General features: G+C 38.6%; 27 protein-coding genes and 1 riboswitch. Of the genes, 13 read left to right on the top strand and 14 right to left on the bottom strand.

From position 1 onward, the window contains the following. Positions 1 to 167: 167 nt before the first annotated feature. Positions 168 to 641 (bottom strand): 23S rRNA (pseudouridine(1915)-N(3))-methyltransferase RlmH, encoded by a 474-nt coding sequence (gene rlmH / locus IQ31_RS02500; protein WP_145327024.1) that lies wholly within the window; start codon positions 639 to 641, stop codon positions 168 to 170. A gap of 475 nt (positions 642 to 1116) precedes the next feature. Between rlmH and IQ31_RS02495 the strand changes: the two genes are divergently transcribed. After that, entirely contained in the window at positions 1117 to 2010 is an 894-nt protein-coding gene (locus tag IQ31_RS02495; RefSeq protein WP_088162174.1) for a DUF3078 domain-containing protein, read from the top strand. A gap of 129 nt (positions 2011 to 2139) precedes the next feature. Here the strand turns inward: IQ31_RS02495 and dnaB are convergent, their stop codons facing one another. Beyond that, positions 2140 to 3750, bottom strand: a complete 1611-nt coding sequence (gene dnaB, locus IQ31_RS02490) for a replicative DNA helicase (protein ID WP_370445164.1) — start codon at positions 3748 to 3750, stop codon at positions 2140 to 2142. A gap of 385 nt (positions 3751 to 4135) precedes the next feature. On the opposite strand from dnaB, the gene ubiE reads away from it, so the two are divergent. The 6 genes from ubiE to IQ31_RS02460 all read left to right on the top strand — a co-directional run bounded on the left by ubiE (position 4136) and on the right by IQ31_RS02460 (position 8433). Then, positions 4136 to 4876: a bifunctional demethylmenaquinone methyltransferase/2-methoxy-6-polyprenyl-1,4-benzoquinol methylase UbiE gene (ubiE, locus tag IQ31_RS02485; protein WP_145327023.1), complete on the top strand. Its 741-nt coding sequence runs from the start codon at positions 4136 to 4138 to the stop codon at positions 4874 to 4876. Between the two features lie 64 nt (positions 4877 to 4940). After that, complete coding sequence (locus IQ31_RS02480) at positions 4941 to 5702, top strand: SDR family NAD(P)-dependent oxidoreductase (protein ID WP_088162176.1); 762 nt, start codon at positions 4941 to 4943, stop codon at positions 5700 to 5702. 10 nt (positions 5703 to 5712) lie between these two features. Continuing rightward, on the top strand, positions 5713 to 6162 hold the full coding sequence (locus IQ31_RS02475) for a GatB/YqeY domain-containing protein (RefSeq protein ID WP_088162177.1): 450 nt from the start codon (positions 5713 to 5715) through the stop codon (positions 6160 to 6162). A gap of 88 nt (positions 6163 to 6250) precedes the next feature. Beyond that, positions 6251 to 6703, top strand: coding sequence for a GNAT family N-acetyltransferase (locus IQ31_RS02470; protein WP_088162178.1), 453 nt, complete (start codon positions 6251 to 6253; stop codon positions 6701 to 6703). Positions 6704 to 6714: 11 nt separating this feature from the next. Continuing rightward, a complete protein-coding gene (locus IQ31_RS02465) occupies positions 6715 to 7089 on the top strand; it encodes a DUF423 domain-containing protein (protein WP_088162179.1) in 375 nt (124 codons plus the stop codon). A 6-nt stretch (positions 7090 to 7095) separates the two neighbouring features. Beyond that, a riboswitch (Fluoride riboswitch) is annotated at positions 7096 to 7158 on the top strand. 36 nt (positions 7159 to 7194) lie between these two features. Then, positions 7195 to 8433, top strand: coding sequence for a voltage-gated chloride channel family protein (locus IQ31_RS02460; RefSeq protein ID WP_088162180.1), 1239 nt, complete (start codon positions 7195 to 7197; stop codon positions 8431 to 8433). Between the two features lie 240 nt (positions 8434 to 8673). Here the strand turns inward: IQ31_RS02460 and mgtE are convergent, their stop codons facing one another. The 4 genes from mgtE to IQ31_RS02440 all read right to left on the bottom strand — a co-directional run bounded on the left by mgtE (position 8674) and on the right by IQ31_RS02440 (position 12012). Next, positions 8674 to 9990 carry a magnesium transporter gene (gene mgtE / locus IQ31_RS02455; protein ID WP_088162181.1) on the bottom strand — a complete coding sequence of 439 codons (1317 nt, stop codon included), beginning with the start codon at positions 9988 to 9990 and terminating at the stop codon, positions 8674 to 8676. Between the two features lie 171 nt (positions 9991 to 10161). Further along, positions 10162 to 10872: a dipeptidase PepE gene (gene pepE / locus IQ31_RS02450; RefSeq protein ID WP_088162182.1), complete on the bottom strand. Its 711-nt coding sequence runs from the start codon at positions 10870 to 10872 to the stop codon at positions 10162 to 10164. An 89-nt stretch (positions 10873 to 10961) separates the two neighbouring features. Beyond that, a complete protein-coding gene (locus tag IQ31_RS02445) occupies positions 10962 to 11138 on the bottom strand; it encodes a type II toxin-antitoxin system antitoxin (RefSeq protein WP_088162183.1) in 177 nt (58 codons plus the stop codon). Between the two features lie 10 nt (positions 11139 to 11148). Then, entirely contained in the window at positions 11149 to 12012 is an 864-nt protein-coding gene (locus IQ31_RS02440) for an SPFH domain-containing protein (RefSeq protein WP_088162184.1), read from the bottom strand. 97 nt (positions 12013 to 12109) lie between these two features. Between IQ31_RS02440 and IQ31_RS02435 the strand changes: the two genes are divergently transcribed. The 5 genes from IQ31_RS02435 to IQ31_RS02415 all read left to right on the top strand — a co-directional run bounded on the left by IQ31_RS02435 (position 12110) and on the right by IQ31_RS02415 (position 18217). After that, positions 12110 to 12592 (top strand): DNA-deoxyinosine glycosylase, encoded by a 483-nt coding sequence (locus tag IQ31_RS02435; protein WP_145327022.1) that lies wholly within the window; start codon positions 12110 to 12112, stop codon positions 12590 to 12592. A gap of 53 nt (positions 12593 to 12645) precedes the next feature. Further along, positions 12646 to 13824 carry an AIR synthase related protein gene (locus IQ31_RS02430; protein WP_145327021.1) on the top strand — a complete coding sequence of 393 codons (1179 nt, stop codon included), beginning with the start codon at positions 12646 to 12648 and terminating at the stop codon, positions 13822 to 13824. Between the two features lie 63 nt (positions 13825 to 13887). Beyond that, positions 13888 to 14325, top strand: a complete 438-nt coding sequence (locus IQ31_RS02425; RefSeq protein WP_088163625.1) for an ATP-dependent zinc protease family protein — start codon at positions 13888 to 13890, stop codon at positions 14323 to 14325. A 58-nt stretch (positions 14326 to 14383) separates the two neighbouring features. Beyond that, on the top strand, positions 14384 to 15319 hold the full coding sequence (gene rimK / locus IQ31_RS02420) for a 30S ribosomal protein S6--L-glutamate ligase (RefSeq protein WP_046674465.1): 936 nt from the start codon (positions 14384 to 14386) through the stop codon (positions 15317 to 15319). Between the two features lie 156 nt (positions 15320 to 15475). Next, a complete protein-coding gene (locus IQ31_RS02415) occupies positions 15476 to 18217 on the top strand; it encodes a DUF3857 domain-containing protein (RefSeq protein WP_145327020.1) in 2742 nt (913 codons plus the stop codon). Between the two features lie 70 nt (positions 18218 to 18287). Here IQ31_RS02415 and IQ31_RS02410 read toward each other — a convergent pair whose 3' ends face one another. The 5 genes from IQ31_RS02410 to thrS form a co-directional block, all read right to left on the bottom strand. Then, the gene (locus tag IQ31_RS02410) at positions 18288 to 18737 is read right to left on the bottom strand and encodes a DUF3060 domain-containing protein (protein WP_088162191.1); all 450 of its coding nucleotides are present in this window, start codon (positions 18735 to 18737) and stop codon (positions 18288 to 18290) included. 252 nt (positions 18738 to 18989) lie between these two features. After that, positions 18990 to 19334 (bottom strand): 50S ribosomal protein L20, encoded by a 345-nt coding sequence (rplT, locus tag IQ31_RS02405; protein ID WP_046674462.1) that lies wholly within the window; start codon positions 19332 to 19334, stop codon positions 18990 to 18992. 98 nt (positions 19335 to 19432) lie between these two features. Beyond that, a complete protein-coding gene (gene rpmI / locus IQ31_RS02400) occupies positions 19433 to 19633 on the bottom strand; it encodes a 50S ribosomal protein L35 (protein WP_002993964.1) in 201 nt (66 codons plus the stop codon). A gap of 39 nt (positions 19634 to 19672) precedes the next feature. Then, entirely contained in the window at positions 19673 to 20233 is a 561-nt protein-coding gene (infC, locus tag IQ31_RS02395) for a translation initiation factor IF-3 (RefSeq protein WP_075993338.1), read from the bottom strand. Positions 20234 to 20244: 11 nt separating this feature from the next. Next, positions 20245 to 22170 (bottom strand): threonine--tRNA ligase, encoded by a 1926-nt coding sequence (gene thrS / locus IQ31_RS02390; RefSeq protein WP_112376148.1) that lies wholly within the window; start codon positions 22168 to 22170, stop codon positions 20245 to 20247. A gap of 647 nt (positions 22171 to 22817) precedes the next feature. Here thrS and IQ31_RS02385 point away from each other — a divergent pair. Continuing rightward, a complete protein-coding gene (locus IQ31_RS02385) occupies positions 22818 to 23441 on the top strand; it encodes a 7-carboxy-7-deazaguanine synthase QueE (protein WP_075993340.1) in 624 nt (207 codons plus the stop codon). A gap of 103 nt (positions 23442 to 23544) precedes the next feature. Here IQ31_RS02385 and IQ31_RS02380 read toward each other — a convergent pair whose 3' ends face one another. The 3 genes from IQ31_RS02380 to IQ31_RS02370 form a co-directional block, all read right to left on the bottom strand. Then, positions 23545 to 24792, bottom strand: a complete 1248-nt coding sequence (locus tag IQ31_RS02380) for a hypothetical protein (RefSeq protein WP_145327019.1) — start codon at positions 24790 to 24792, stop codon at positions 23545 to 23547. 135 nt (positions 24793 to 24927) lie between these two features. Beyond that, positions 24928 to 26004, bottom strand: coding sequence for a Gfo/Idh/MocA family protein (locus tag IQ31_RS02375; RefSeq protein WP_232475557.1), 1077 nt, complete (start codon positions 26002 to 26004; stop codon positions 24928 to 24930). A gap of 16 nt (positions 26005 to 26020) precedes the next feature. Further along, positions 26021 to 26611, bottom strand: coding sequence for a phosphatase PAP2 family protein (locus tag IQ31_RS02370; protein WP_088162194.1), 591 nt, complete (start codon positions 26609 to 26611; stop codon positions 26021 to 26023). Positions 26612 to 26739: the final 128 nt, after the last annotated feature.

Genomic DNA, 26739 nt, shown 5'->3' with positions numbered 1-26739 from the left:
GAAAAAATAGGCCAATGCGATTACGATTATAATACAAGCAATCATAATGTATTTATTCAATTGGCTATTTTTTTCTCCTTCGTCACTTTTATAGTGATAATCTCGTTTGTTGGGCAAATTCATAAGCTTGTTTTTATTCATGATGAAGTTACGGACTTTTTTCCATATTATTCGTGATGATAAGGCTCTCCCTTCATGATAGAAAATGCACGATAAAGCTGCTCTGTAAAAAACAAACGAATCATTTGATGCGAAAATGTCATCTTGGACAACGAAATTTTTGAATTTGCTCGATCATAAATTTTTTGGTCAAATCCATAGGGGCCACCAATAATAAATACCATATGCTGAACACTTTGCACCATCATTTTTTCCAGATAAGCAGAAAACTCCAGGGAGCGAAACTCTTTTCCATGTTCATCCAGCAGAACGACTAAATCTTGAGGCTGTAATTGTTTTAGAATCAAAAGAGCCTCCTTATCTTTCTGCTGCTCAGCAGAAAGATTTTTGACATTTTTGATGTCTGGTATCACCAGGATATTAAAGTTCACATAAAACTTTAACCGTTTAATATACTTATCAATACCCTCTATCAGGTATTTGTCATCTGTCTTACCTATACAAAGTAGCGTTATCTTCATCTAAACATTTTATAAGTTTTTGTTATGAATAGCACAATAGAAGCCGGCTTTCTCGATCCAAAATAATGGCTTTGTTCTTGTTCCCGGGTATTGTCAAAAGCTGCTCATAAACTTTTATCCAAGAGCTGCTACGCTAATAAATAGCGCATACATACAATTGAGCAAAGTTCTGATTTTATTTAAAATAAACACAATCAAAAGGACAAAAAAACATTAACCTCATTTATTCGTTTAGTTATAAAACATTTATTTTCTCGTACACGCTTAAAACATCACGCTGAAAATGGATAATGACCTCGTTTTAAGCGCATCGATCAGATCAGATTGTTGTATATAACAATAGGAACGAAATATATTTCAACAATTCCAATACGCAGAAATAAAGCTGCTGCGTTAGTTGTCTAAAAAGATGTGAAACTGTACGTGCTCATCTGGATTACAATAATATGGAAATGCAAACAAATTAAGTATACACATGAAAATAATAAAATCAATTATTCTTATTGCTTTTGGCTTATTAGCACATGAAACCTACGCTCAGACAACCGCGGTAGACAGTACGAAAACCTGGATTATCAAAGGAGAAAACACCTTTCTGATCAACCAAAGTTCATTTTCTAATTGGGCTGCAGGTGGTGTAAATTCATTCTCCGGCAACCTAACTCTTAATTACGACTTCAATTACAAAAAAGGCAAATGGTCATGGGACAACAAGGTCCTAGCGGCTTATGGGCTAACCTTTCAAAAAGAGTCGGACTGGCGCAAAAATGATGACCGATTAGTTTTAAATAGCTTGTTGGGACATCAGGCGTCTCAGTATTGGCTTTATACCTTTTTTCTAAACTTTAACACACAATTTGCCGATGGTTATGATTACACAGCTTCACCCCAAAAAAGGATATCCAGGTTTTTAGCTCCGGCATACCTGAGCTTCGGTCCGGGTTTTGCTTACAAACGATCGGACAACCTCAGATTTAATCTTTCACCTGCGGCTGTGCGCTTTGTATTCGTAAGTGATACACTCCTTTCTACACGATATGGACTAAATCCGAACAGCAAGTCCCGCACTGAATTCGGTGCATCATTTGATGCTTATTATAAAGTAAATTTAATGGAGAACATTTCATTTGAAAATATACTAAAACTCTATTCAAACTATTTAGATAAACCTCAAAATGTAGATATCGACTATACGGCCAATCTTTTTATGAAGGTAAATAAGTTTATTACAGTAAACGCAGGTGTACAGATGATCTACGATGACAATACGGCTATTCCGATTATTAAAGATAATGTTGAAGTTGGAAAGAGAAATTCTGCCCTACAAATTAGGCAAATTGTTGGTGCTGGCGTGACATACAAGTTTTAAAGGCAAAAAAAATAGCAGGCACAAGCCCACATAAGCAAGATAAATTACGAAGTCGCTGTAAACGAAAAAACCGAATTTAAATCATTCGGTTTTTTCTATTATTTAGGAATACTTATGTAAAATTAATCACTAAAATGGCGCATCATCAGGCATGTCGTTCATTCGGGATGGCATAGTAATCCCCCCACTGAAGCCCCCAGCACTAAAATCATCAGCAAAGTTTGGCGACGGATTCAATGCAGAAGCAGAAAATGTAGCCGGTGCATCACCGAATCCATCTCCACCACCCATACCCGAAAACTCATCTTCTAAATCCACAAACTTCACAAATTTACCCACAAAGCGAAGTGGAACAATTCCGGTCTCACCATTACGGTGTTTTGCAATAATAACTTCACCGACACCGGCAGTAGGACGTCCCTCTTCATCTTCTGTCAAACCATAATATTCGGGCCTATATAAGAAAAGAACCATATCCGCATCCTGCTCAATAGAACCAGACTCCCGTAAATCGGACAACATAGGGCGCTTACTATTTCCTGGCCTTGACTCTACTGCACGACTCAACTGCGACAATGCGAGCACAGGAATATTTAACTCTTTGGCAACAGATTTCAAAGCACGGGAAATACTACCAATCTCTTGTTCACGGTTCCCCCCTCCTTTACCGTCTGCTTTTCCATGCATTAACTGCAAGTAATCGACGATCACCATCTGGATATCGTATTGTGCCTTTAAGCGCCTACATTTAGCTCTAAATTCGAACACGTTCAACGCCGGCGTATCATCAATAATAATAGGCGCATCAGTTAAACGACCAATTCTCGAATGTAATTGTTGCCATTCATGATCAGCAAGATTTCCTTTTTTCAATTTCTCTTGCTCAATTTCGGTTTCACCAGCGATTAGACGATTGACAAGCTGAACAGATGACATCTCCAGCGAGAATACGGCAACTGCTTTTCCGTGTTCCACTGCAGCATTACGTGCAACGGAAAGTACGAATGCCGTCTTTCCCATCGCTGGACGTGCTGCAATAATAACCAGATCAGAAGGCTGCCAACCTGAAGTCATACGATCCAAGGCAGTCAAACCCGAAGGTACACCTGTCAGACCATCTGTGCGGTCACGCAGCATCTCAAGATTAGAGATCGCCTCACGCATAATATCGTCCATCTTTCTTGAATCTCTCCGCAAGTTATTCTGCGCGATATCAAACAAACTTTTTTCGGCATGATCCAACAGATCGAAGATATCTGACGTTTCATCGTATGAGCTATTAATAATTTCAGTAGAAACTTTAATCAGCTCACGCTGGATATATTTCTGTGAAATAATACGTGCATGATACTCAATATTAGCTGCCGAAACCACGCGATCTGTCAATTGCGTAATATAATAGGCACCGCCGACCATTTCAAGAGCCCCCATCCGTCTAAGTTCCGAGGTAACGGTTAATATATCAATTGGAGAAGTCTTTTGAAAAAGGCCAAAAATCGCTTCAAAGATTTTTTGGTGTGATTCCTTATAGAACGATTCCGGTTTTAAAATATCAATAATTTCACTCAGCGCATTCTTTTCAAGCATCAAAGCTCCCAAAACAGCCTCCTCAAGATCCACTGCCTGCGGCGGAAGTTTACCCAAACCACTCACCAAATTATTTAATTTGGTACGACGTTCGCCATAATTACCCCGTTTGTTATTATCCGTGTTATTCGCTTCAAAATTACTGTCGTTCATCATGATATTATATCAGAAATATAGCTTTGCTATCCTTATAAATTTTAGATAGGATAACAAATGTATAAAAAATAAAATTCACCACCATACGGAGTTACACACAGAGAAATTCAACGATCACACCCGAAACCTCAAAAAGCTTTGAAGGACACAGATTTACACAGTGAGTTTTCAACACTTACTGTTGAAAAGATGTTGAAAATAAAAAATTACCACTTAAAATCAACACATTAAAAAATGTTAATAACTTAAGCCATTGTGAATAAGCAAAATGGTAAAAAGCAAATCAATCCCCTCGACTATCATCAAAACAAACTGACTTTAAGATGAAAACAAATCCCTTTTTTAGCACTAAAAAATATTCATATATTGTATCTTTGTAACTATGACGCACGACTCCTCAACATTAAAACCCTATAAAGATACCAACGATGGGAAGAAGAAACAGGTAGCAGATATGTTTGACAACATCTCTCATTCCTATGATTTTTTAAACCATTTCATGTCTTTGGGTATTGACATTATATGGCGCAAAAAAGCCATCAATGCCTTGAAGTCCATAAAACCGCAACTGATGTTGGATGTAGCGACGGGAACTGGTGATTTTGCATTGGAATCAATTAAAATCTTGAATCCGAAAAAGATTATTGGTGTCGATATTTCCCAAGGAATGCTTGAAGTCGCTAAGAAAAAAATTGCAAGCAAGGGATTAGATAATCAATTTGAGGTAGCGTTAGGAGACTCAGAGAGGCTTCAATTTGAAGATAATACTTTCGACGCTGTTACCGTAGCATTTGGTGTCCGTAATTTTGAAAACTTGGAGAAAGGCCTATCAGACATATACCGCGTATTAAAACCTGGTGGGAAAGCTGTTATTTTAGAATTTTCGAATCCAAAGAAATTCCCCATTAAACAGCTTTATAATTTTTATTTCAAGTTTATTACACCAACCATTGGAAAATTCTTTTCAAAAGATTCCAGTGCATATGAATACCTACCAGAATCTGTTGCTCAATTTCCAGATGGCCAAAAGTTCGTTGCCATAAACAAAAAGGCAGGTTTTAATGAAACTATTGTTAGACCGCAAACATTTGGTATCTGTACCATCTATATTGCTACAAAATAGTACCAGCTAAGATCTGGTTTTGAATCAAATCGGATTAATTTTTAATATCAACGAGTTACTTTATATGACTAAAACAGTTTTTATTACAGGAGCAAGTTCAGGAATTGGTCAGGCTTGTGCCGAAGTTTTAGCGAAAGAAGGTTACAATCTTTTACTTTGCGCGCGCAGGTTAAACCGTTTAGAGGCATTAAAAGATGCATTGTTAGCGGCCTACCCTACTATTCAGATCCATATTTTTGAGCTTGATGTTCGCGATGCTGAACAAGTTGCGAATCAAATTGAGGGCCTGCCTCCAGCATGGAAGAAAATAAATGTTCTCATCAACAATGCTGGTTTGAGCCAAGGATTGGATCCTATTCAAAATGGTGATATCGGAGATTGGGACAGAATGATTGATACCAATATTAAAGGTTTACTGTATGTGAGTAAATCTGTGATACCACTTATGGATACTGAAAACGGCGCCCATATTGTTAATTTAGGATCTATTGCAGGGAAAGAGGTTTATCCGAATGGAAATGTGTACTGTGCTACCAAACATGCTGTTGATGCTTTAACTAAAGCTATGCGCATTGATTTGTTAACTCAGGGCATTAAAGTAACATCTATCGACCCCGGGATGGTGGAGACGGAGTTTTCGGAAGTTCGTTTCCATGGAGATCGGGAAAGAGCTAAAAATGTCTATAATGGTGTGCAGGCCCTGACAGGGAAAGATATTGCCGAAACGATCCTTTTCGTCATTACCAGACCTGCACATGTTAATATAAACGATCTATTAATAATGCCTACAGCGCAAGCGACAGGCACAATTGTCAATCGAAAATAATTTAAATATCATGTCATTAGAAATACAAATAAATCAAGACATTAAGGCCGCAATGATCGCAAAAGACACGGCAAAATTACGTGGCTTACGTGCAATTAAGGCAGCTATCCTCTTAGCAAAGACAGAAAAAGGTCATGCCGAAGACCTTAATCAGGAGGCGGAGATTAAAGTTTTACAAAAACTTGTAAAACAACGTCGCGAATCTGCTGAAATTTACAAGACTCAGAACCGTGAAGATCTTCATGAAATTGAAGTTGAGGAAGAAAAAGTAATTGAGGCTTATTTGCCAAAACAACTAAGCAGAGAAGAAGTCGAAACGATTGTCAAAGCAATTATCGCCGAAACAGGAGCTTCCTCCATTAAAGATATGGGTAAAGTAATGGGAGCCACAAATCAAAAGCTTGCTGGACAAGCAGATGGAAAAACCATCTCTGAAGTTGTTAAAAGTCTTCTTGCATAAAATGCTTAAATCAATAGAGTCAAATTAAATTGGATATGTCTTTCCAGCCATATCGATTACATAATTTGACTCTATTTTTATTTCAATTATGGCTTTTCAGTGGAATCTAAAGAGTTTTGACGAACTCAACACGACAGAATTATATCGTATTTTAAAGCTTCGAATGGAAGTGTTTGTTTTGGAGCAGGAGTGTTTATATCCTGAATTGGACGATAAAGATTTTGCCTGTCTACATCTGTGGACAGAACAAGATGATCGTATTATAGCATACACGAGATTGGTTCCTCCGGGCCTTTCCTACCCACAAGCTTCGATTGGTCGGGTTATCGTCGCCGAGGAAGCGCGCGGAACCGGTCTGAGCAAACAATTAATGATTCATTCTATCGAATCGCTCTATAAAGAATTTGGTGAAGGTGAGATACAGATAGGTGCGCAATTTCATTTAAAATCCTTTTATGAAAAATTAGGGTTTAAACAAATTTCCGAGCCCTACCCTGATTATGGAATCCTTCATATTGATATGATTAAACCCGCAATTTAGTAAATTTAGGCATGCAAAACGTTGTCATCATCACAGCCGCCCTATTTGGCGGACTCGCTATTATCCTAGGTGCATTTGGAGCCCATGCATTCAAAAAATTCCTATCAGCTGAAAAACTGGAATCCTTTGAGGTCGGCGTTCGATATCAAATGTATGCTGCGCTAACCCTATTGATTCTGGGATTCAATTTCCACTTTGAGCTTCAGTCTGAACGAGTCGCATTTTATCTGATCACACTAGGAACTCTTTTATTCTCGGTAAGTATATATTTTCTATCGTTTGCTGAATACTGGAAAAAGAATCTAAAGTTTCTTGGCCCAATTACCCCGCTCGGCGGATTACTTATGATCGCAGGCTGGGTTGCTATTATCATTCGTTTTTTGTAGATTTGAACTATATATGGCAATGATGTCTGCCCTGAACCGCCTTAATAAGCTGATGACGTCTACTATTTTAGTATAAAACAACAATTTTATATAAAGTGTAGACTTATGGCTATAACACATTCAAATCAAAGCAATCTTCATTTTTTTCTTAAATGGCTTATCTCCTGTAGTGCGATAGGTTTCATCGTAGGCTCTATTTGTGCGTTTTTTCTCTTTTCCCTCAATTGGGTAACGCAGTACCGAGAAGCTCATCCTTGGATAATTTATGGACTTCCCCTAGCGGGATTTGCCATAGCATTGTCCTATAAGTATTGGGGAAATCCAGCAAGCAAAGGAAATAACCTGCTGATTGAAGAATACCTTCATCCCCAACGCCGCATTCCGCTTATCATGGCGCCTCTTGTCCTATTCGGAACTTTACTTACACATCTGTTTGGGGGTTCTGCAGGTCGTGAAGGAACTGCTGTACAGATAGGTGGAGCAGTTTCCGATCAGCTTAATCGCTGGTTTGACTTCGATAAAACTGAACGTCGCATCTTAATTTCGATCGGCATCACTGCAGGCTTTGCCGCTGTGTTTGGCACCCCGCTCGCCGGAACGATATTCGGACTGGAAGTACTACTGATTGGCAAAAAAAGATATTTCGGTATTCTGCCCTGTTTATTTACCGCCTATTTTGCGAACTTCAGCTGTCAATTATGGAATATTCCACACACCCATTATCCAATTCATGATGTTATTCCAATGCTGTCCTTGACCAATATTGGATTTAGCCTCGCCGCAGGCATTCTATTCGGTATTACAGCATGGCTTTTTACATTTGCCAGCGATTTCTTTAGCCTTCAATTCAAACGAATTAAATATCCTCTGCTTAGACCAGTGATCGGCGGTATTATTTTAGTACTTATCATTACGTTATTCCATAGCAGTAACTATATTGGACTTGGTATCCCCATGATTCAGAACGCATTTGTCGATCAGTCGAATTATTATGACTTTATCATCAAATTGCTTTTAACGACTTTCACCCTTTCTGCCGGATTTAAAGGCGGAGAAGTCACCCCGCTGTTTTTTATCGGGGCAACCTTGGGGAGTGCATTAAGCACCGTTATTCCACTTCCCATCAGCCTGCTGGCTGCCATGGGCTTTGTAGCTGTATTTTCAGGCGCTACAAACACCCCGCTCGCCTGTATTGTAATGGGTTATGAATTATTTGGGATTCAGCCTATTTTATTTATAGCAATAGCGTGTATAGTCGCTTTTTTATTTTCCGGAAAAAAAGGAATTTATATTGCGCAAAAAGGCGGTTTAAAGGAAAAATTATACCGCAGACTCAATTTATAAGCAGACTCACTTTATAAACAAGACAATGCGCTTTCAGCTTCTCAGTCTATCTCCTTGCATCCCATTATGAACTACTTCAAATAAAAACAAGATAGGGCAAAAAAACATGTCAAGAATAAGAGTGCAGACCACAATGAATGGATAGATGACTTTAATAAAGACACGAGAAAAATTTTTTGATAAAAAAAAGCCTAAATCATAAGTATGCTTTAGGCTTTTTTTAAAATCTTATCATCCGAACTATAGTAGTTTTCCATGCAAAAAGAATGCTGCAACAGTAAAATAGATAATCAATCCTGAAACATCCACCAACGTAGCTACAAATGGTGCTGATGCCGTCGCCGGATCCAATCCAAACCGACGTAGAATAAATGGAATAAACGATCCTGACAAAGTCCCCCATAAAACAATAAACAATAAGGAAACAGCAACCGTAAAACCAATTGAAATCCAATAAGGACCATAGTCATACAGACCAAGAAAATGCCAAGCCAATATCCGTAGGAATCCGATCGAACCCAATATTCCACCTAAGATTAAACCAGAAGAAATTTCGCGCTTCATCACGTACCACCAATCTTTCAGCTTTAACTCTCCGAGCGCCATGGCACGAATAATTAAAGATGCCGCCTGCGACCCGGAATTACCCCCACTGGATATAATTAAAGGAACAAATAAAGCAAGTACAACCGCCTTTTCCAATTCCCCTTCAAAAAATCCCATTGCCGAAGCTGTAAGCATTTCGCTAAAAAACAAGATGATCAGCCAGCCGGCTCTTTTTTGAATCAATTGCAACAAAGGAGTTTTAGTATAAGCCAGATCCAATTCTTCCATCCCCCCAAATCGCTGAATATCTTCTGTATCCCGATCTTCAATTCGATCCAACACGTCATCAAATGTCACAATTCCGACCAATACCCCTGCTTCTGTAATAATAGGCAAAGCACTTCGGTCATATTTTTGAAAAATCTCGAATGCCTCTTCCATGGGTGTGGAAGCCTTAATCGCGGCAAAATTGTAATCTATTAAGTCGGAAATCTTGGTAGAAGAATCCGATAGCAGTAATTGACCAATTTTCAAGTCATCGATCAACACATTTTTCTCATCAACTACATAAATAAAATTAAGCGTTTCGGCCTTCCTTCCAAACACCTTGATATGCCGAAAAACATCATCCACAGTATAATAAGGACGAACTTGCACATACATTGGCGTCATAAGCCGGGCAATACTATCCTCTTTATATCCGATCAGCTCCAAAGCCATCTGCTTCTCGCGCTCATTCAATAGATTGATCAGATACTTGATCAGATCATCAGGCAATTCAGACAGTAATTCATTACGCGTATCCGGCTTCAAATTATTCAGCAATTCGGACAGTTCATGTTCCGTCATGGATTTGATCAACGTATATTGAACATCCATTTCAAAAAAAGAAAAGATCTCCAATCTATCCTCCAAAGGATAGTCCATAAACTGTTGATGTTGTTCTCCCTTACTTAAACGCGATATTTCTTCCGCGATATCGGCTGGGTGTAATGCTGAATTTTGTTCCATTGGAAGAATATTTTAATGGATTTAGCGCAAAAGTAGCTTATTTTGTATGATTTTCAACAATCTGAAAAACTATTTTTTCCAATGGGAATTGCTGCTAGTCTTTCGTAAAATCGTCTACTACTAGATTGAAGAGTACATTTGACTTGATATGCCCATGAACTTTACAATATCTTAAAAATTAATTAATCCAGGCGCTAGCTCCTCGGGCTCAAAACCAGCTTTAAATAGCCGGGCTGTTAAATTACCTTTCAGTTCTATATTTCCTTCATCTACATGCAACCAGCTCCCTTCACGCAAGCCTATGACTGGCTGAGGATTAAGCTGATGAAATTCCTGGATTCGCGTTTCCCTTGTCTCTCCTTTATGTGTAGAATTTGGATCCGGATCCAAATAATGTGGATTAATATTAAAAGGTAAGAAACCAAGTGCGTCAAAGCTAGGCGGATAAACAATAGGCATATCATTTGTAGTTCCTATTGTTAGTCCGGTCAAATTGGACCCCGCAGATGTACCGACATATGGAATCCCCTTTGCTACTTGTACACGCAATTGCTGTACCAAATCCAGCTCATACAAGGTTTTTAAGAGTAGAAATGTATTTCCTCCACCAATAAAAATAGCCTTAGCATCCTGAATAGCCTTCTTCATGTTATGAAACTCATGCAGCCCCCGAACCGTTATACCGCTATCTCTCAGTGCGTCCTGCACCTTAGCCGTATAACCATCAAACGAAATTCCTGATGGTCTCGCAAAAGGGACAAATAGCAATTCGTCTGACTGAATAAATTCTACAAAATCTTGCTTAATATAAGCTAAAAACTCACTACCATAGATCGTACTTGTACTTACGACCAATAACTTGTACGCTGGATTAACATTCATCTTTTTTTCGCTAAAACATTAAAATAAAAAGTACCCTTGGCTTTGTCGATTGCGAAGCCAAAGGTACAGTTTTCGTTCCTTACTCTATGCTATTTCTTATCGGTAGTCTTTTTTTCAGCACCCAATCTTTTATTTTCCTGCAGCGCTTTATGTAAAAGATATTCGATCTGCCCATTAACACTCCTAAACTCATCTGCAGCCCATTTTTCCAATGCTTTGTACATCTGGTCGTCTAAGCGTAGCATAAAGTTTTTCTTATCCGCCATTTCATTTCGTTTATTGGTACAAAGTACCTGTATTTACAATTGGTGTCGCCGCCTTCTCTCCACAGAGCACCACCATTAAATTGCTGACCATTGCTGCCTTTTTCTCGTTGTCCAACTCTACAATATCTTTCTCAGACAATTTATGCAAGGCCATTTCCACCATCCCAACAGCACCGTCTACGATCTTTGCCCTTGCTGCCACAATTGCTGCCGCCTGTTGTCTTTGAAGCATAGCACCTGCAATTTCGGAAGCATAAGCCAAATGACTGATTCTGGCCTCTTTAATAATAACCCCGGCTGGAGCCAAACGATCGGACAATTCTTGTTCAAGAATATGATTTACGGTATCCCCACCTTCGCGCAAAGTGATCTCCGCGCCTTCATCTTCCAGGTTATCATAAGGAAAGCTTCCGGCCAAATGTCTTACTGCTGCTTCACTCTGCGTGCGTACATAAGATGTATAATTACTTACATCGTAAGCAGCTTTATACGTATCACCTACCTGCCATACGATAACCGCTCCAATCTCGATTGGATTTCCCATCTTGTCATTTACTTTCAGTGTCTGTCCCTGTAAGTTATCGGAACGAAGACTCACTTTAATCGTTGAATACAACGGATTGACAAAAAATAATCCATTTTCCTTAACAGTACCTACATATTTTCCGAAGAAATTCAGCACACGAGAATGATTTGGATTAATAATCATCAATCCCTTTAAAATAAAAAAAGTAGCAATCATCAATATCACCCCCAGTACAACATACAGGGAACTTGCTTCGACATTCGCGAAGGAGAATATAGCTGCCACAAAGGAGACAACAGCTATCAATAAGGCTAAATAGCCAGACATTGGTTTAATTAGTTTTTCCATAATTTGTTAATATATATTTGATATCATTTTAATATCATAAATATACTATAATATTTTTCATATTTCAAATGAAAATTTAAAATTACTATTTTTGATTATGCGCAAAAGATCCTTTCTACCTTTAGTAAACTCCACGACAGAAATACTCATCCTTGGCTCTTTGCCTGGAGACAAGTCTTTGGCAGAAAATGAATATTATGCGCACCCACAAAATCGATTCTGGAAAGTAATCACCTCTTTGTTTAATGCGCCGGAACAAACAAATTATACGGAGAAGATAGATCTATTATTCAAAAACAACATCGGTCTTTGGGATGTTTGCGCAGAAGCCTCTCGTCCCGGCAGTATGGATCTAGCCATACAAAATGAAGTTCCGAATCAGCTTGTTGAACTGCTAGAAGCCCACCCTAAAATCACACAAATTATTTTTAACGGGCAAAAAGCGCACAGTTTATACTTAAAGCATTTCAACAAAAGAGAGGACATTATTTACAGATGCTTACCTAGCACAAGTCCAGCCAATGCGAAAAGTAATCTCGAAAATCTAATTAAACAATGGTGCGTAATAATAAGTGATTAAATTACACGAATTAGATTCGTTAATTCAGTCCTATTGCTTATTTTTGCCCTAAGATGTCAGATTTAAAATACAATCAACGAGGCGTATCCGCAGGGAAAGAGGATGTGCACAATGCGATAAAAAATATAGATAAGGGTCTGTTTCCCAAAGCATTTTGCAAAATAATTCCAGATATTTTGGGTGGAGACCCAGACTGGTGTAATATTATGCATGCTGATGGTGCTGGCACCAAATCTTCATTGGCGTATGTCTATTGGAAAGAAACTGGTGATATTTCAGTTTGGAAAGGTATCGCACAAGACGCAATTATCATGAATATTGATGACTTGCTTTGTGTAGGCGCCATCGATAACATTCTCTTATCCTCAACGATTGGCAGAAATAAGAATCTTATTCCTGGTGAAGTGATTGCTGAAATCATCAATGGTACAGAAGAGATTCTGGCGGAACTTCGGGAGTTGGGAATTGGCATCTATTCTACAGGAGGTGAAACTGCCGACGTTGGCGACCTTGTTCGTACCATCATTGTTGATAGTACAGTAACCTGTCGGATGAAACGTGAAGATGTTATTTCAAATCATCGCATCAAAGGCGGTAACGTCATTGTTGGCTTAGCATCGAATGGAAAAGCAACGTATGAACAGTCGTACAATGGCGGAATGGGTTCCAATGGACTAACTTCTGCACGTCATGATGTATTTAACAAAAAAGTAGCTGAAAAATATCCTGAAGCGTATGATCCAGCTGTTCCTTACGAACTAGTTTTCGCGGGGAGCCAAGATCTTACAAATGAAATCGAAGTTGAAACCGGAGAAAAAATAACTGCGGGTAAGCTTGTTCTTTCAGCGACACGTACTTATGCGCCTGTTATCAAACAAATACTAGACAAGTATCGTTCTCAAATTGACGGGATGGTACATTGCTCTGGTGGAGCGCAAACAAAGGTCTTACACTTTGTGGATAATGTGCACGTCATCAAAGATAATCTTTTTCCGATCCCACCTCTTTTTGAATTAATACAGAAAGAATCCAATACAGCCTGGAAAGAAATGTACAAAGTATTCAATATGGGACATCGTATGGAATTATATGTACCTGAATCGATTGCATCGGATATCATTGCTATTTCAGAATCATTCGGCATTCCGGCTCAAATCATAGGTCGCGTGGAAGAATCTACGGCTAAAAAAGTTACTATAACCTCTCCTTACGGAGAATTTATCTACGAATAAAAGATTTTCATCCCTGTCCCCTGCTTATACATGGGACAGGGCTATTTTTTCAATTTGGTATACATGAAAGAAAAACTTCTTGTGGGCTGGAAAGAGACCCTTGATTTACCTGAATTGGGAATATATGGTATAGAAGCAAAAGTCGATACCGGCGCTGCTTCATCGGTACTACACTGCAACTCGTACAAGGTAGTTAAGGAAGATGGTCAGGACTGGATTATCTGCGAACTTATCATTAATTTTGAAACCGAAGAGACAAAAACTTTAAAATTAAAGCTCTATAAAACAAAATTGGTTAAAAGCTCTTTTGGTCAAGAAGAGAAGCGATTTTATATCCGTACCACAGCAACATTGTACGACCAAGTGTTTGGCATTAAGATATCCTTTAGAAATCGATCCCAAATGACCTACCCTATGCTTTTGGGGAAAAATTTTTTATATAAAAGGTTTTTGGTTGATGTTTCCAAGGAAAATCTCTCCGTGAAGGCCTTGGCAAAATAAAAACAAATAGCCAAGCTATTTTGTTATCTTAGCACAAAATATACTCAATATACAAATCGTGAAAATTGCCGTATTATCGACAGTAAAGAGTTTATACTCAACTCGTCGTCTCGTAGAAGCCGCACAACAAAGAGGACACGAATGCGTTGTCATCGACCACAGTAAATGTTATGTAGGTATTCAACAAGGTAAACCCAGTATTCATTACAAAGGACAGGATCTGAGTGATATCGATGCCATTATTCCGCGGATAGGAGCATCGGTAACATTTTACGGATCAGCTATTGTTAGACAATTTGAGGTGATGGATGTTATTTCCGCTAATCCCAGCCAGGCAATTACGCGATCTCGGGACAAATTGAGGTGCCTGCAGATTTTATCCGGTGCAGGAATCGGACTCCCAATTACGGGATTTGCACGTACAGCCTCTGACGTAGACGACCTTATTAGCATGGTTGGTGGAGCTCCATTAGTTATCAAATTGTTAGAAGGAACCCAGGGTATTGGGGTAGTCCTTGCAGAGACAAAGAAAGCCGCTTCATCCGTTATCGAAGCATTCTACGGCCTTGGCAATAACATTTTGATTCAAGAGTTCATCAAAGAATCTAAAGGCTCTGATATTCGCGCATTCGTGGTGGACGGCAAAGTTGTAGGTGCAATGAAACGTACGGCAAAGGAAGGCGAATTTAGATCAAACATCCATCGTGGCGGTACCGCACAAATTATCCGTTTAAGTAAGGCTGAGAAAGACACAGCGATTGCCGCTGCAGCACAGTTAGGGCTTACGGTATGTGGCGTTGATATGATCCCTTCTGATCGCGGACCTTTAGTACTCGAGGTTAATTCATCTCCTGGTTTGGAAGGCATCGAGAAAGCGACCAAAAAAGATATTGCCTCAGAAATTATACAATATATTGAGAGACAATATGAAGCGAAACAGGCTCAAATGCCTAAAGTTGTCAAGAAAAAGAAAAAAAGAGAAAGTAAATTATAAGATTACCGAATCAGCAACTAAAAGGGTTGTCAATTTGGACAACCCTTTTTATTTCTAAAGACCCTAAACTCAACTAAATCCAGATTTCCAATACTCTTTAAATTCGGTTACCATTACGTCCAATTTTTACTTATCTTAGGCTAAATTAATGAATTAATGAAAAGATTTAGCCATCTTCTATTTGCCTTTGTACTCGTACTAGCTGCATTTTCCTGGTCTTTTAGCCAAACAACTATCCAAAAAACAGCATCACCAAATTGGCTCCGCCCTACTACAAAAAAGCCCATAAAGCCAAATTTGGATGATATTAGTGATGGATATTACTATGAGTTAATCGAACATCAAATAAACTTAGCTACCCAAACAAAATATTATAAGGACATAAAAGTTCTATTTGATCAGACTGGAATCGAAAATCTGGGACAAGTCCAGGTAACCTTTGATCCGCATTTTCAAAACCTTCAACTACATGAGTTAAAGGTTATTCGGAACGGCAAAGATATCAACCTATTACCGCAGGCAAAATTTAAGCTCCTTGCCTCCGAAACAGAGCTTTCGAGATCCATTTACAACGGAAGTCAAATGGCCCATTATGTTTTGGAAGATTTACGCAAAGACGACAAGATTGTATTTGCTTATTCAATAATAGGTGTAAATCCGGTATTTGAACAGAAATTTTTCGACAGCTATTACTTACAGGGATATGAACCTACAGGTCTGGTTCATCTCAACTATATTGTACCCAATGGTCGCAAACTTCAGTTTAAAAGTTTCAATGGCGCACCTGAGGCACAGCAACAGTCAACAGGAAATACAACAAATTTTTTCTGGGAGCTGACGGCGGACAAAACGGTTCAGTACGAGGATTATAGTCCGTCGTGGTACAGCCCTTTAAAATATATCCAATGCTCGGAATTCAATACCTGGCAGGAAGTTGATCAATGGAACCGTAAAATTAATCCTATTCCACAAATAGCAACGACAAGTACACTTCAAGCCTTCGTCAATCAACTTTGGAAAGAGTCCAACGGGCAACCCTATGCGTACCTGAAAAAGGCCTGCGACTTTGTACAAAATGAGATACGCTATATGGGTATTGAGATGGGAGAATATTCGCACCGGGCAAATGTTCCAGAAAAAGTATTTTCCCAGCGCTACGGCGATTGTAAAGATAAATCAATGCTGCTGGCCACAATGCTCAAAAACAAGAATATTGATGCAGGACTCGTATTAGCCAATACCTATAAGAATAGAGGCCTGCAGGAAGAACTTCCCTCGCCTTATGCTTTCAACCATATGGTTATTGAAGTTAATATTAGTGGACGGTCCCAATATATTGACCCAACCATAACTAATCAGGGTGGAGATATCAAAAACAGGTATTTCCCAGCTTATGGAAAAGTACTCTCGACTATGGGTAGTGGAAAGCTTACAGACGTACCGCAGCATATTGTCGGCAATATTAAAGTCAAGGAAACCTTGACGATGGAAGGCAAATTTGAGGCTACCCTTGATGTCCACACAACTTATGTTGGAAATGAAGCGGACGATATGCGTACTTATATTCAAAGTAGTGCAAAAAATGACATACAGAAGCAATACTTGGAGTATTATGCCAAGATCTATCCGAAGATCAATAAAATTAGTCATATACAATACAAAGATGATGTGGAGAACAATATTGTGGAGATCATCGAAAAGTATAAAATAAAAAACATTGGAAAGACAGAAAGCGGATCTACTAAAAAATATATTCCTTTGTTGGGAACAAATATAAATGACAAGCTTCCAGAGATTATGGAGGATCGTATTGCTCCCCTAAGCCTTTCTTTTCCAACAGATCTAACCTACGAAATGTATATTGTCAACAAAGGGAAAAAAGAATTCGGTAATTATAGAGACAATAGTTATTTCGACCGCACTGCGTATGTTTTCGGCAAAACACTGGAAGTAGAACAGGATAGTATTAAGGTTGCATACACGTTAAGTTTCCACGAACCCTTTGTCGAACAAAAAGACCTGAAACAGTATTATGCAGATTTTGCAGATCGTGATCATATCTTTTATAATGGCTTCTATCTTGACAATGACGGATATGTAACAGATGGGATAACTGATCTGAGTACGCCGGCATCGGCGGAAGACTTTAATTGGTTTGTCCTGATCCTATTCGTTCTTCTGGTGCCAGCTGTCATCTGGTATATTGTTAAAAAGTATAATAAGACCAAAGCTTTTATCATCAAACCTTATGACGAGATTTATCACGATCAGATCGGCGGATGGATGATCATACTGCTTATTGTACTATTTATAAATATATTGACCTTATCCGGTATATTTATCTTCCAACAGTCTTTCTTTAGTTTAAATACTTGGCAAGCGGTAGATCAACTGGAAGGTGTTTCCCCCGTTCTATACAGAACTTTACTATTATTGGAAATAATCGGTAATATATTGATACTGTCTGGATTGATTTATAGCTGTATCCTTCTAATTAAGAGAAGGGATATTTTCGCTCAGACCTTCTTTATGGTTGCACTATTTATGGCCATATTTTGTACACTAGATGCAATTGCAGGCTATTTTATGTTCAAACAATACTTGAATAAAACCGATGACATATTTACCAAATATGAAGATACGATAAGAACTATTATCTTTTTCTGTATTTGGGGAACTTATGTCTATAAATCGGAACGTGTAAAGGGTACCTGTGTTCGCCCATATCAGAACGATCAGATTATTCCCAAGGCTGCGACAGAGCATCCTTTTGATCAAGACTTTCTAAAGCCTTATTCAACGATGAAACAAGGAGAAAACGAAGCTGGGGCGGAATTTCAATCCCAGGGGGATACAGTTGCTCGCAGTCATCCCGAGGACGATCAAGACAAACCGTAGCTACCATTTTCATAAAAAAGGGTTCTGTAAATAATATACACAACCCTTTTTTATGGAAATCTGATTTACATTATTTCATTTTCATCACCATATTATCCGCGCCTTCAGTAGACACTTTTACCTGACCAGACTTGTTCTTCGTAGACTTATAATGGACATGGTTTTTGACTCCCTCAATTTGAACAGTCTCTACTGAACCAATATTAACCATATTGTCTGCCCCCTCTATCGTCACCGTTGTAATGTCATTCCCTGTTACAGTATTCCCCTTCCCCTCAATAATCAATTTACTTACATTGCCACGGATTACAACTTTATTGTCAGCACCTTCTATTTGTACAATCTCCCCCCCTTTGGCCTCTATCGTACGATTATTGTTCACCCCTTCAATTGAGATAACTTTTCCCTGCTGATTAACCACATCGTTCGTTAGAGCCTTCGAAACCGGCTCTTTGGCCGCCATCACCAAACTTCCGATCAAAAGAAGTGAAAATCCAAATGTAATTGTTCTTAGTTTCATAATGTTATGTTTTCTACAGATCAACAAAAATCAAACCTAATTTCAAATCTAAAAGAGCTATAAGTTGTAATATACAGCGTCACTTGCATCAAGAGTATAATTGGGGAGTAAGAACTAAAATGAAACATAGCATTGAATTGGGTTTACCTGGCACATAACGTCCCAAAAAAGATACAGTAACCGTCATAACAAAAAAAGGAGCCTTTTAGGCTCCTTTAATATCTCTAACAAATTGACAGCGGATTAAAAACTCTATTTTACTGCGTCTACAACTGCTTTGAAAGCTTCTGGGTTATTTAAAGCTAAGTCAGCTAAAACCTTACGGTTCAAACCAATGTTTTTAGCGTTTAATTTACCGATCAATTGGGAATAAGAAATTCCGTGTTGACGAGCTCCAGCGTTGATACGTTGAATCCATAAAGCTCTAAACTCGCGTTTTTTGGTTTTACGATCGCGGTAAGCGTATTGTAAACCTTTTTCTACTGTATTTTTAGCAATAGTATAAACTTTGCTACGTGATCCAAAGTAACCTTTTGCAAGGCCTAGGATTTTTTTGCGTCTTCTTCTAGAAGCTACTGCGTTAACCGAACGTGGCATATTTTTAAAATTAGTTTGGTAGAAGGTGTCATGTATTTCAATGAACTTACAACCTTATACCCGGTTAAAAAATTATTATTAATAAAATCGAATAAAACTTATTTACCGATAGCAAGCATACGTTTTACGTTGCCCATATCGCCATCAGATACATAACTTGTTTGTGTTAAGTTACGTTTACGTTTTGTGCTCTTTTTTGTCAAGATGTGGCTTTTGAAAGCGTTTTTTCTTGCAATTTTACCTGTTCCAGTCAATTTGAAACGTTTCTTTGCGCTGGAATTGGTTTTAACTTTTGGCATAATACTTATAAATTTTATATCAATCTGTTAGAATTCTTATTATTTTTTAGGAGCCTTTGGAGCTACTGTTAAAAACATGCGTTTACCTTCTAATTTCGGTAAAAGCTCTACTTTACCGTAATCCTCTAAAGCCTGAGCAAAGCGTAACAACAAGATTTCACCTTGATCCTTGTGTACAATAGCACGACCTTTGAAGTGTACATAAGCACGAACTTTCTCTCCACTTTCAAGAAACTTAATCGCATGCTTCAATTTGAACTCAAAATCATGCTCACCAGAGTTAGGTCCGAAACGAATTTCTTTAATAACAGTCTGTTTTGCATTAGCTTTGATTTCCTTTTGTTTCTTCTTCTGTTCGTAAACAAACTTACTGTAGTCGATAATCTTACAAACCGGCGGTACAGCATTTGGCGAAATCTCCACTAAATCAAGTTCCAACTCATCAGCCAACTCTAACGCTTTGCGCGTAGGGAAAACTCCTTGCTCCACATTATCTCCTACCAAACGTACCTCAGGTACTTTGATTAACTCATTAATGCGGTGATCTGGTTCTTTCTTTCTCATTGGTGGTCTTGGACCACCGGGTCTTTTTAATGCCAAATGTTTAAAAATTAAACGGTTATTTCCTTAATTAATATATCTCTAAATGCCTCAGCAGTCATAGTTCCTAATTCCACTGAGCCATGTTTACGTACAGAAACTGTGCCATTTTCCACCTCTTTTTCCCCTACAATCAACATATAAGGAAGCTTTTTCACTTCGGCGTCTCTGATTTTTCTGCCCACTTTCTCGTCACGTAAGTCTATCAGTCCGCGAATATCGGAATTATTTAGCGAATTCAAAACATTTTGAGCATATTCTTCATATTTTTCTGACACTGGCAAGACGATAAATTGCTCAGGAGCAAGCCATAATGGGAATTGTCCAGCACAATGTTCGATCAATACAGCCACAAAACGTTCTAAAGATCCGAAGGGCGCACGGTGAATCATCACAGGGCGATGTTTCATGTTATCACTTCCTGTATATTCCAACTCAAAGCGCTCAGGCAAATTGTAATCCACCTGTATAGTACCCAACTGCCATTTACGACCTAAAGCATCCTTCACCATAAAATCCAATTTTGGACCATAGAAAGCCGCTTCACCATATTCTACGACTGTCGGCAAGCCTTTTTCCTCTGCAGCTTCAATAATTGCAGATTCAGCCAAAGCCCAGTTTTCGTCAGTACCAATATACTTCGTACGATTCTCAGGATCACGTAACGACACTTGTGCTGTATAATCATTAAAGCCTAAGGCTCCAAAAACATAAAGTACTAAATCGATTACCTTTTTGAATTCATCTTTAACCTGATCGGGACGACAAAATAAATGGGCATCATCCTGAGTAAATCCACGCACCCTTGTCAATCCGTGAAGCTCACCAGACTGTTCGTAACGATATACAGTACCAAACTCTGCAAATCGAACCGGTAAGTCCTTATACGAACGTGGTTTTACTTTATAAATTTCACAGTGATGCGGACAGTTCATTGGTTTTAACAAAAACTCTTCTCCTTCGATCGGAGTCTTTATCGGCTGAAATGAATCCGCGCCATATTTCTCATAGTGTCCAGAAGTCACATATAACTGCTTATGTCCGATATGCGGAGTAACAACAGGCTCATACCCTGAGTTTAACTGTGCTTTCTGTAAGAAGTCTATCAGCTTTTGACGTAATGCAGCACCTTTAGGCAACCAAAGAGGCAAACCTGCACCAACTTTTTCAGAAAAAGCAAAAAGTTCCAACTCTTTCCCCAGTTTACGGTGATCGCGTTTTTTCGCCTCTTCTATAAATTTCAAATATTCTGTAAGCTCCGATGCTTTAGGGAAAGTAACACCATAAATACGTGTCAACTGTTTGCGAGACTCATCACCTCTCCAGTAAGCACCGGCAACATTAGTCAATTTAATCGCTTTGATAAACCCAGTATTTGGAATATGAGGCCCACGACATAAATCTGTAAATTCCCCTTGAGTATAGAAAGTAATCTTTCCATCTTCCAAGTCTTTGATTAAATCTAGCTTATACTCATCTCCTTTTTCAGTAAAGTAAGCCAATGCATCCGATTTCGAAACAGCTTTACGTTCAAATGTTTCTTTCCGTTTAGCCAGCTCCAGCATCTTGTCTTCGATCGCTTTAAAGTCATCAGACGAGAATTCACGATCACCAAAATCAACATCGTAGTAAAATCCGGTTTCAATCGCGGGACCAATACCAAATTTAATCCCAGGATACAATGCCTCCAATGCCTCAGCCAATAAGTGGGCTGAAGAATGCCAAAAAGTGGATTTACCTTTGGTATCATTCCAGGTCAATAACTTGACAGTAGCGTCATTTTCAATAGCACGGGCAGAATCCCACACTTCACCATTAACTTCGGCAGCAAGGACGTTTCTTGCAAGCCCCTCCGAGATTGATAACGCAATCTCTGCAGCAGTGATCCCTTGTTGATACTCTCTTACGGAACCATCCGGTAGTGTAATTTTAATCATTTACAACTATGATCTTTAAATTGTTAAAAAATAGAAAACATAAAACAACATGTACAATTATGTTATTACACTTACGTTTTCAATAAATAAATTGTGACACAAATTTAGTAAAAATTCTGATAAAATAACAGGAGTTTAGCGCTATTCAACGCATTATACAGGTATAATTACTAGCCCCGCTCCCGACCTCTGTTCAAACACACCGATTTCATCAGCTTTACATCCTCATCATTGCAGTTTAAAACGAATTGATAATCTGATCTTATTGATCAACAGCTCCTCTCTATTGTCCCCATGTACATCCCAACAATGAATGAAAATCAGGTTATATACTAACAGGGGTATAGCAAGGGGTTAACAGGTGTATAACAGGGGGTTAACAGGGGTAAATCCCTATTAACCCCTTGTTACCCCCCTGTAAAAAGAGTATTGTTTCGCTGTTAATAGAAAACATCGTATAAACCTGATACCATAGTAGCGGTAAACAATGTGCTTTGCTTAAACATCAACCTAAAAATAAAAGGGATAAAACAGATTATTACCAGCAACTATATATAAAAAAAATGACAGGACAGCTACTTAAAAGCCACAGGACAAATTGAGCATCTCATTAATATTTGCTACCTTTGCAGACTGAAATTTTAACTATGTCAAATCAAGTACCAGAAGACGGAACACTATTGCCCTTAATGGAAGAATTTTACACTATTCAGGGAGAAGGCTACCACACCGGGACTGCTGCTTATTTCATACGATTGGGTGGTTGCGATGTGGGCTGCCACTGGTGCGATGTAAAGGAAAGTTGGGATGCATCTATCCACCCCCTTACAACCGCAGATTCGATTATCGAAAATGCAAAGAAATATCCGGCAAAAACAGTTGTCATTACGGGTGGCGAACCACTTATTTATAATTTGGATTACCTAACAAAAGGACTTCATGAGGCGGGCATTAAAACGTTTATTGAAACCTCAGGTGCATATCCTTTGAGTGGCGAATGGGACTGGATATGTTTATCTCCAAAAAAATTCAAAGCTCCACGGAAAGATGTGTTAGAAGCTGCTGGTGAACTTAAAGTTATCGTTTTCAATAAAAGCGATTTCGCATGGGGAGAAGAATACGCACAACTTGTAGGACAAAACTGTAGATTATACCTTCAACCTGAATGGTCGAAATCTAAAGAGATGACACCTTCTATTATTGACTACGTAAAAGAAAACCCTAAATGGGATATTTCACTACAAACACATAAGTTCTTGAACATTCCTTAATCGTGCAAATGCACAATTAAATAGACACATAAAAAAGGCCTTCGATACTATCGAAGGCCTTTTTTATAAATAATAAATTTATATTAATGCATGGACTTTAAAATCACTTCACATAGGTCTTTAAAAAAGCTTCCAGGTCTAACGTTTTCGTTTCTTCACCCTCCTTCTCCCGGACCAGAACATTTCCAGCATTATCAGCATCTAAAAATAATAAGTTCGCCTTTAATAAAATCTTCCCATTTTCATCCAACAATCCAACTTTTCCATTTTCAGAGAACATCAAATAATTGTCTAAAAATTTACTGATATTTTCCTTTTTGTCAAGCAGAACTTTCCCTTCCTGTGTGATCAATCCAAAATTACCATCTTTCTGAAAAATGGCCAGTTTTTGATTTGCAGGCGTAAGCCAGTCAAACCCTTCTTTATTCACCTTTCCTCCTTTCTTATCCAACAACCAGAAATAATTATCTTTATCTGAAACAATAGCAGTCTGCTCATTAAAATAGGCTAAAGAGAAAAGAGAGCAAGGCAACACGTCCTCTCCCGCTATGCTTTTTATACCATAATATTCATCATTGGTATCTTTGTCCTTGACCATCGTCCATTTAAGTGATTTTTCCAATGGAAAAGTATCTTCAAATAAACTCACATCTTCCCCTTCACTCGTATTCCCTCCCCCTGAGATATCAATCACCTTTGCATTTTTAGGAAGTGCAAAATCTGTCACAGACGATACATTGATCACTTTTGTTGTTTCGAAACCAAGGTCATTGTTTTCACCCAAAGACAATTTGAGCACACCTCCAGGCAAATCATTGATAAATGAAAATGCTGTCAGATAATAAGTGGGCACTGCTTCCGAATACCATACCGTTGCTACCGCGGAATCGGCATGGTTTTTTATAAATAACTTTGCTTTCTTACAGGTAATTCCCGCTATCGATTCGATCTCGCCCATATCTTGCAGCTGCACATAAGGCCCTTCCGACTCCCCTAACTTCGTACTGACAATCTTATAGGATGGACTGTATGCTTCGGCAGTAACAACATCATCTCCAACCGAATACGAATATGTTTTTGCTAATTTTCGATTTAAAATAGCATGTGCTTTTTGATTCACTACAGTGGAAGAATAATCGGCATCAGCCAAAATCTCCACATTCCGATAAGCCATTTTTCCTTTCAAAAATGGCTCATAAAACTCTTTTGCAAATTCCGGAACTTCATTTTCAAATTTTTCAGGGGAAACTTCACCTTTAAACACCAACTCCATCTGCCATTGCTTATCTTGTGCATAGGTTGTCGAAATTGATAATCCAAATAATAGTGCAACGTTGAGTAAATTATTCATAAGAATGATAAATATGTAGCTAAATAACAAAAGACAGACCAAAAAGCCTATCTTTTACGCTATTTTTTTATTTATTTACTTTTTTCGCTTCATATTTCCATAAAAAGCAAAAAAAAGACCACTAAGCAAAATATACTACAATTTAATCATCTGCCTAGTTTTCACCGCTTCGTCACATGCCAAAGCAATTCGTAGACTATTAACAGCATCTTCCATCGAATCTGAAAGGTCCAAATTATCTACAATCGCCTGCTGAAAGAATAACTGCTCCCGGTTACATAATTCCTGATGGTCGGGCTCATCAGATAAATTGACCCACTCATCGACCTTCGTAAATTCATTTGCCGCATTTAAATCGGCATAATGTACGCGAAGGCTTTCTGTTTGTGTATGGGATGCTACCGAATCCGATTTACCTTCATCGCTTGCTTTATTTGCGACAATGGAAACTGCCCCCTTAGGTCCAAAAACATCCTTTACAAAAAAAGCGTTCTGACTAACCATTGGTCCCCATCCAGCTTCATACCATCCTACGGACCCATCTTCAAAATGCAGCTGCAATTGTCCGTAGTTGTAGTTCCAAGCAGGAATCTCATCGGTTAACCGCGCTCCGATTGCAGATACATACAATGGTTTCGCACCCACCATTTGACACATGACATCAATATAATGAACTCCACAGTCAACAATGGGACTTAAACTAGCCATTAGATTTTTATGCACATCCCACATATACCCATGGCTCTGTTGATTGAGATTCATACGCATAACAAGTGGTTTTCCCATCGTTTTAGCTATTTCAATAAATTTGACCCATGAGGGATGATATCTCAAAATATATCCAACAACCAATTTTTTATCATATTTCACTGCTGCATCGACGACCTCCTGCGCGGAAATCACATCTTCAGCTAAAGGCTTTTCAATAAAAACATGAGCACCAGCCTGAAAGGCTTTTATAGCATACGCTTTGTGTGTATCCGGATAGGTCGCTATACAAACGGCATCCGGCCTCGTTTCCTGAAGTGCATCCTCATAAGATTCAAACAATTTATAGTTGCCTCCCAATTGTTCATTCAGTTTACTTTTGCTCTCCCCACGAGCTACTAGCCCCACAATTTGAAAGCCATCTAAATCGTGATATGCCTTCGCATGAGATGCGCCCATATTTCCACATCCAACAACCAATATTTTAATAACCTGTTGCATCATTTTTTCTATTTCTATATTATTTCTTTAATCCATCTAAAGCAAAGGCTGCTCCTGTTCCCAGTACAGCACCTGCTAACACATCGGAGGGAAAATGTACGCCCAGATACATCCTTGAATACCCCACGCTACTCGCCCATAAAAGCGATGGTGCGACGACGTACCACTTTGAGTAAGCCCGAGACAAAGCAGAAGCAGTAGCAAAAGCAGATGAGGTATGACCAGACGGAAAGGAATACCCACCGGCCGTACGAACCGATATGAAATTAGGATATTTTTTAAATGGCCTGCTTCGCTTAAAAATATGTTTTAACCCAACATTCACGAGCGCTGTTACAGCTGTACTACTAGCAACATACAAGGCATTCTGACGCATTGCCTTATCATCGTTGACCGCACCTGCAACCAGTAAACCTACAGGAACGGCTATCTGAACATAGTTATTGATATCAGAAAGCACTTTAAATGTTTGTGTTTGTGGCGCTGTCCGAGTCTCGGCTATGGACTCCAATATACGGATATCTAACGTAGACGCTGGCTTTTCCTGTCCAAGGACAGGACCACATAGACAGTTAATCCAACAAATAAAAATAAAAGCTAATCTTTTCATCAAACAAATAATCTATCTAATTTATAATCCCTTTGAAACATGTACCACTAAACACATTCCTCCTATTTATTAAACAACAACTTATACTCCCTACTACTGCAACTCTTATTCGCTACTAACTTAGTATG

Origin of the sequence: Sphingobacterium siyangense, assembly GCF_007830445.1 — a bacterium.
GTDB classification, from domain to species: domain Bacteria; phylum Bacteroidota; class Bacteroidia; order Sphingobacteriales; family Sphingobacteriaceae; genus Sphingobacterium; species Sphingobacterium siyangense.
This window is presented reverse-complemented; position numbering and strand designations above follow the sequence as displayed.

Coding starts and splice junctions, on each gene's coding strand:
- thrS (WP_112376148.1), bottom strand. CDS start 22,170: ATGATTAAAATTACACTACCGGATGGTTCCGTAAGAGAGTATCAACAA.
- IQ31_RS02470 (WP_088162178.1), top strand. CDS start 6,251: ATGGCTTTTCAGTGGAATCTAAAGAGTTTTGACGAACTCAACACGACA.
- IQ31_RS02380 (WP_145327019.1), bottom strand. CDS start 24,792: ATGAATAATTTACTCAACGTTGCACTATTATTTGGATTATCAATTTCG.
- rplT (WP_046674462.1), bottom strand. CDS start 19,334: ATGCCACGTTCGGTTAACGCAGTAGCTTCTAGAAGAAGACGCAAAAAA.
- IQ31_RS02410 (WP_088162191.1), bottom strand. CDS start 18,737: ATGAAACTAAGAACAATTACATTTGGATTTTCACTTCTTTTGATCGGA.
- IQ31_RS02425 (WP_088163625.1), top strand. CDS start 13,888: ATGAAAGAAAAACTTCTTGTGGGCTGGAAAGAGACCCTTGATTTACCT.
- IQ31_RS02495 (WP_088162174.1), top strand. CDS start 1,117: ATGAAAATAATAAAATCAATTATTCTTATTGCTTTTGGCTTATTAGCA.
- rlmH (WP_145327024.1), bottom strand. CDS start 641: ATGAAGATAACGCTACTTTGTATAGGTAAGACAGATGACAAATACCTG.
- IQ31_RS02440 (WP_088162184.1), bottom strand. CDS start 12,012: ATGGAAAAACTAATTAAACCAATGTCTGGCTATTTAGCCTTATTGATA.
- IQ31_RS02370 (WP_088162194.1), bottom strand. CDS start 26,611: ATGAAAAGATTAGCTTTTATTTTTATTTGTTGGATTAACTGTCTATGT.
- IQ31_RS02385 (WP_075993340.1), top strand. CDS start 22,818: ATGTCAAATCAAGTACCAGAAGACGGAACACTATTGCCCTTAATGGAA.
- dnaB (WP_370445164.1), bottom strand. CDS start 3,750: ATGAACGACAGTAATTTTGAAGCGAATAACACGGATAATAACAAACGG.
- IQ31_RS02480 (WP_088162176.1), top strand. CDS start 4,941: ATGACTAAAACAGTTTTTATTACAGGAGCAAGTTCAGGAATTGGTCAG.
- IQ31_RS02375 (WP_232475557.1), bottom strand. CDS start 26,004: ATGATGCAACAGGTTATTAAAATATTGGTTGTTGGATGTGGAAATATG.
- IQ31_RS02460 (WP_088162180.1), top strand. CDS start 7,195: ATGGCTATAACACATTCAAATCAAAGCAATCTTCATTTTTTTCTTAAA.
- pepE (WP_088162182.1), bottom strand. CDS start 10,872: ATGAATGTTAATCCAGCGTACAAGTTATTGGTCGTAAGTACAAGTACG.
- IQ31_RS02430 (WP_145327021.1), top strand. CDS start 12,646: ATGTCAGATTTAAAATACAATCAACGAGGCGTATCCGCAGGGAAAGAG.
- IQ31_RS02415 (WP_145327020.1), top strand. CDS start 15,476: ATGAAAAGATTTAGCCATCTTCTATTTGCCTTTGTACTCGTACTAGCT.
- IQ31_RS02435 (WP_145327022.1), top strand. CDS start 12,110: ATGCGCAAAAGATCCTTTCTACCTTTAGTAAACTCCACGACAGAAATA.
- IQ31_RS02465 (WP_088162179.1), top strand. CDS start 6,715: ATGCAAAACGTTGTCATCATCACAGCCGCCCTATTTGGCGGACTCGCT.
- rpmI (WP_002993964.1), bottom strand. CDS start 19,633: ATGCCAAAAGTTAAAACCAATTCCAGCGCAAAGAAACGTTTCAAATTG.
- ubiE (WP_145327023.1), top strand. CDS start 4,136: ATGACGCACGACTCCTCAACATTAAAACCCTATAAAGATACCAACGAT.
- IQ31_RS02445 (WP_088162183.1), bottom strand. CDS start 11,138: ATGGCGGATAAGAAAAACTTTATGCTACGCTTAGACGACCAGATGTAC.
- IQ31_RS02475 (WP_088162177.1), top strand. CDS start 5,713: ATGTCATTAGAAATACAAATAAATCAAGACATTAAGGCCGCAATGATC.
- mgtE (WP_088162181.1), bottom strand. CDS start 9,990: ATGGAACAAAATTCAGCATTACACCCAGCCGATATCGCGGAAGAAATA.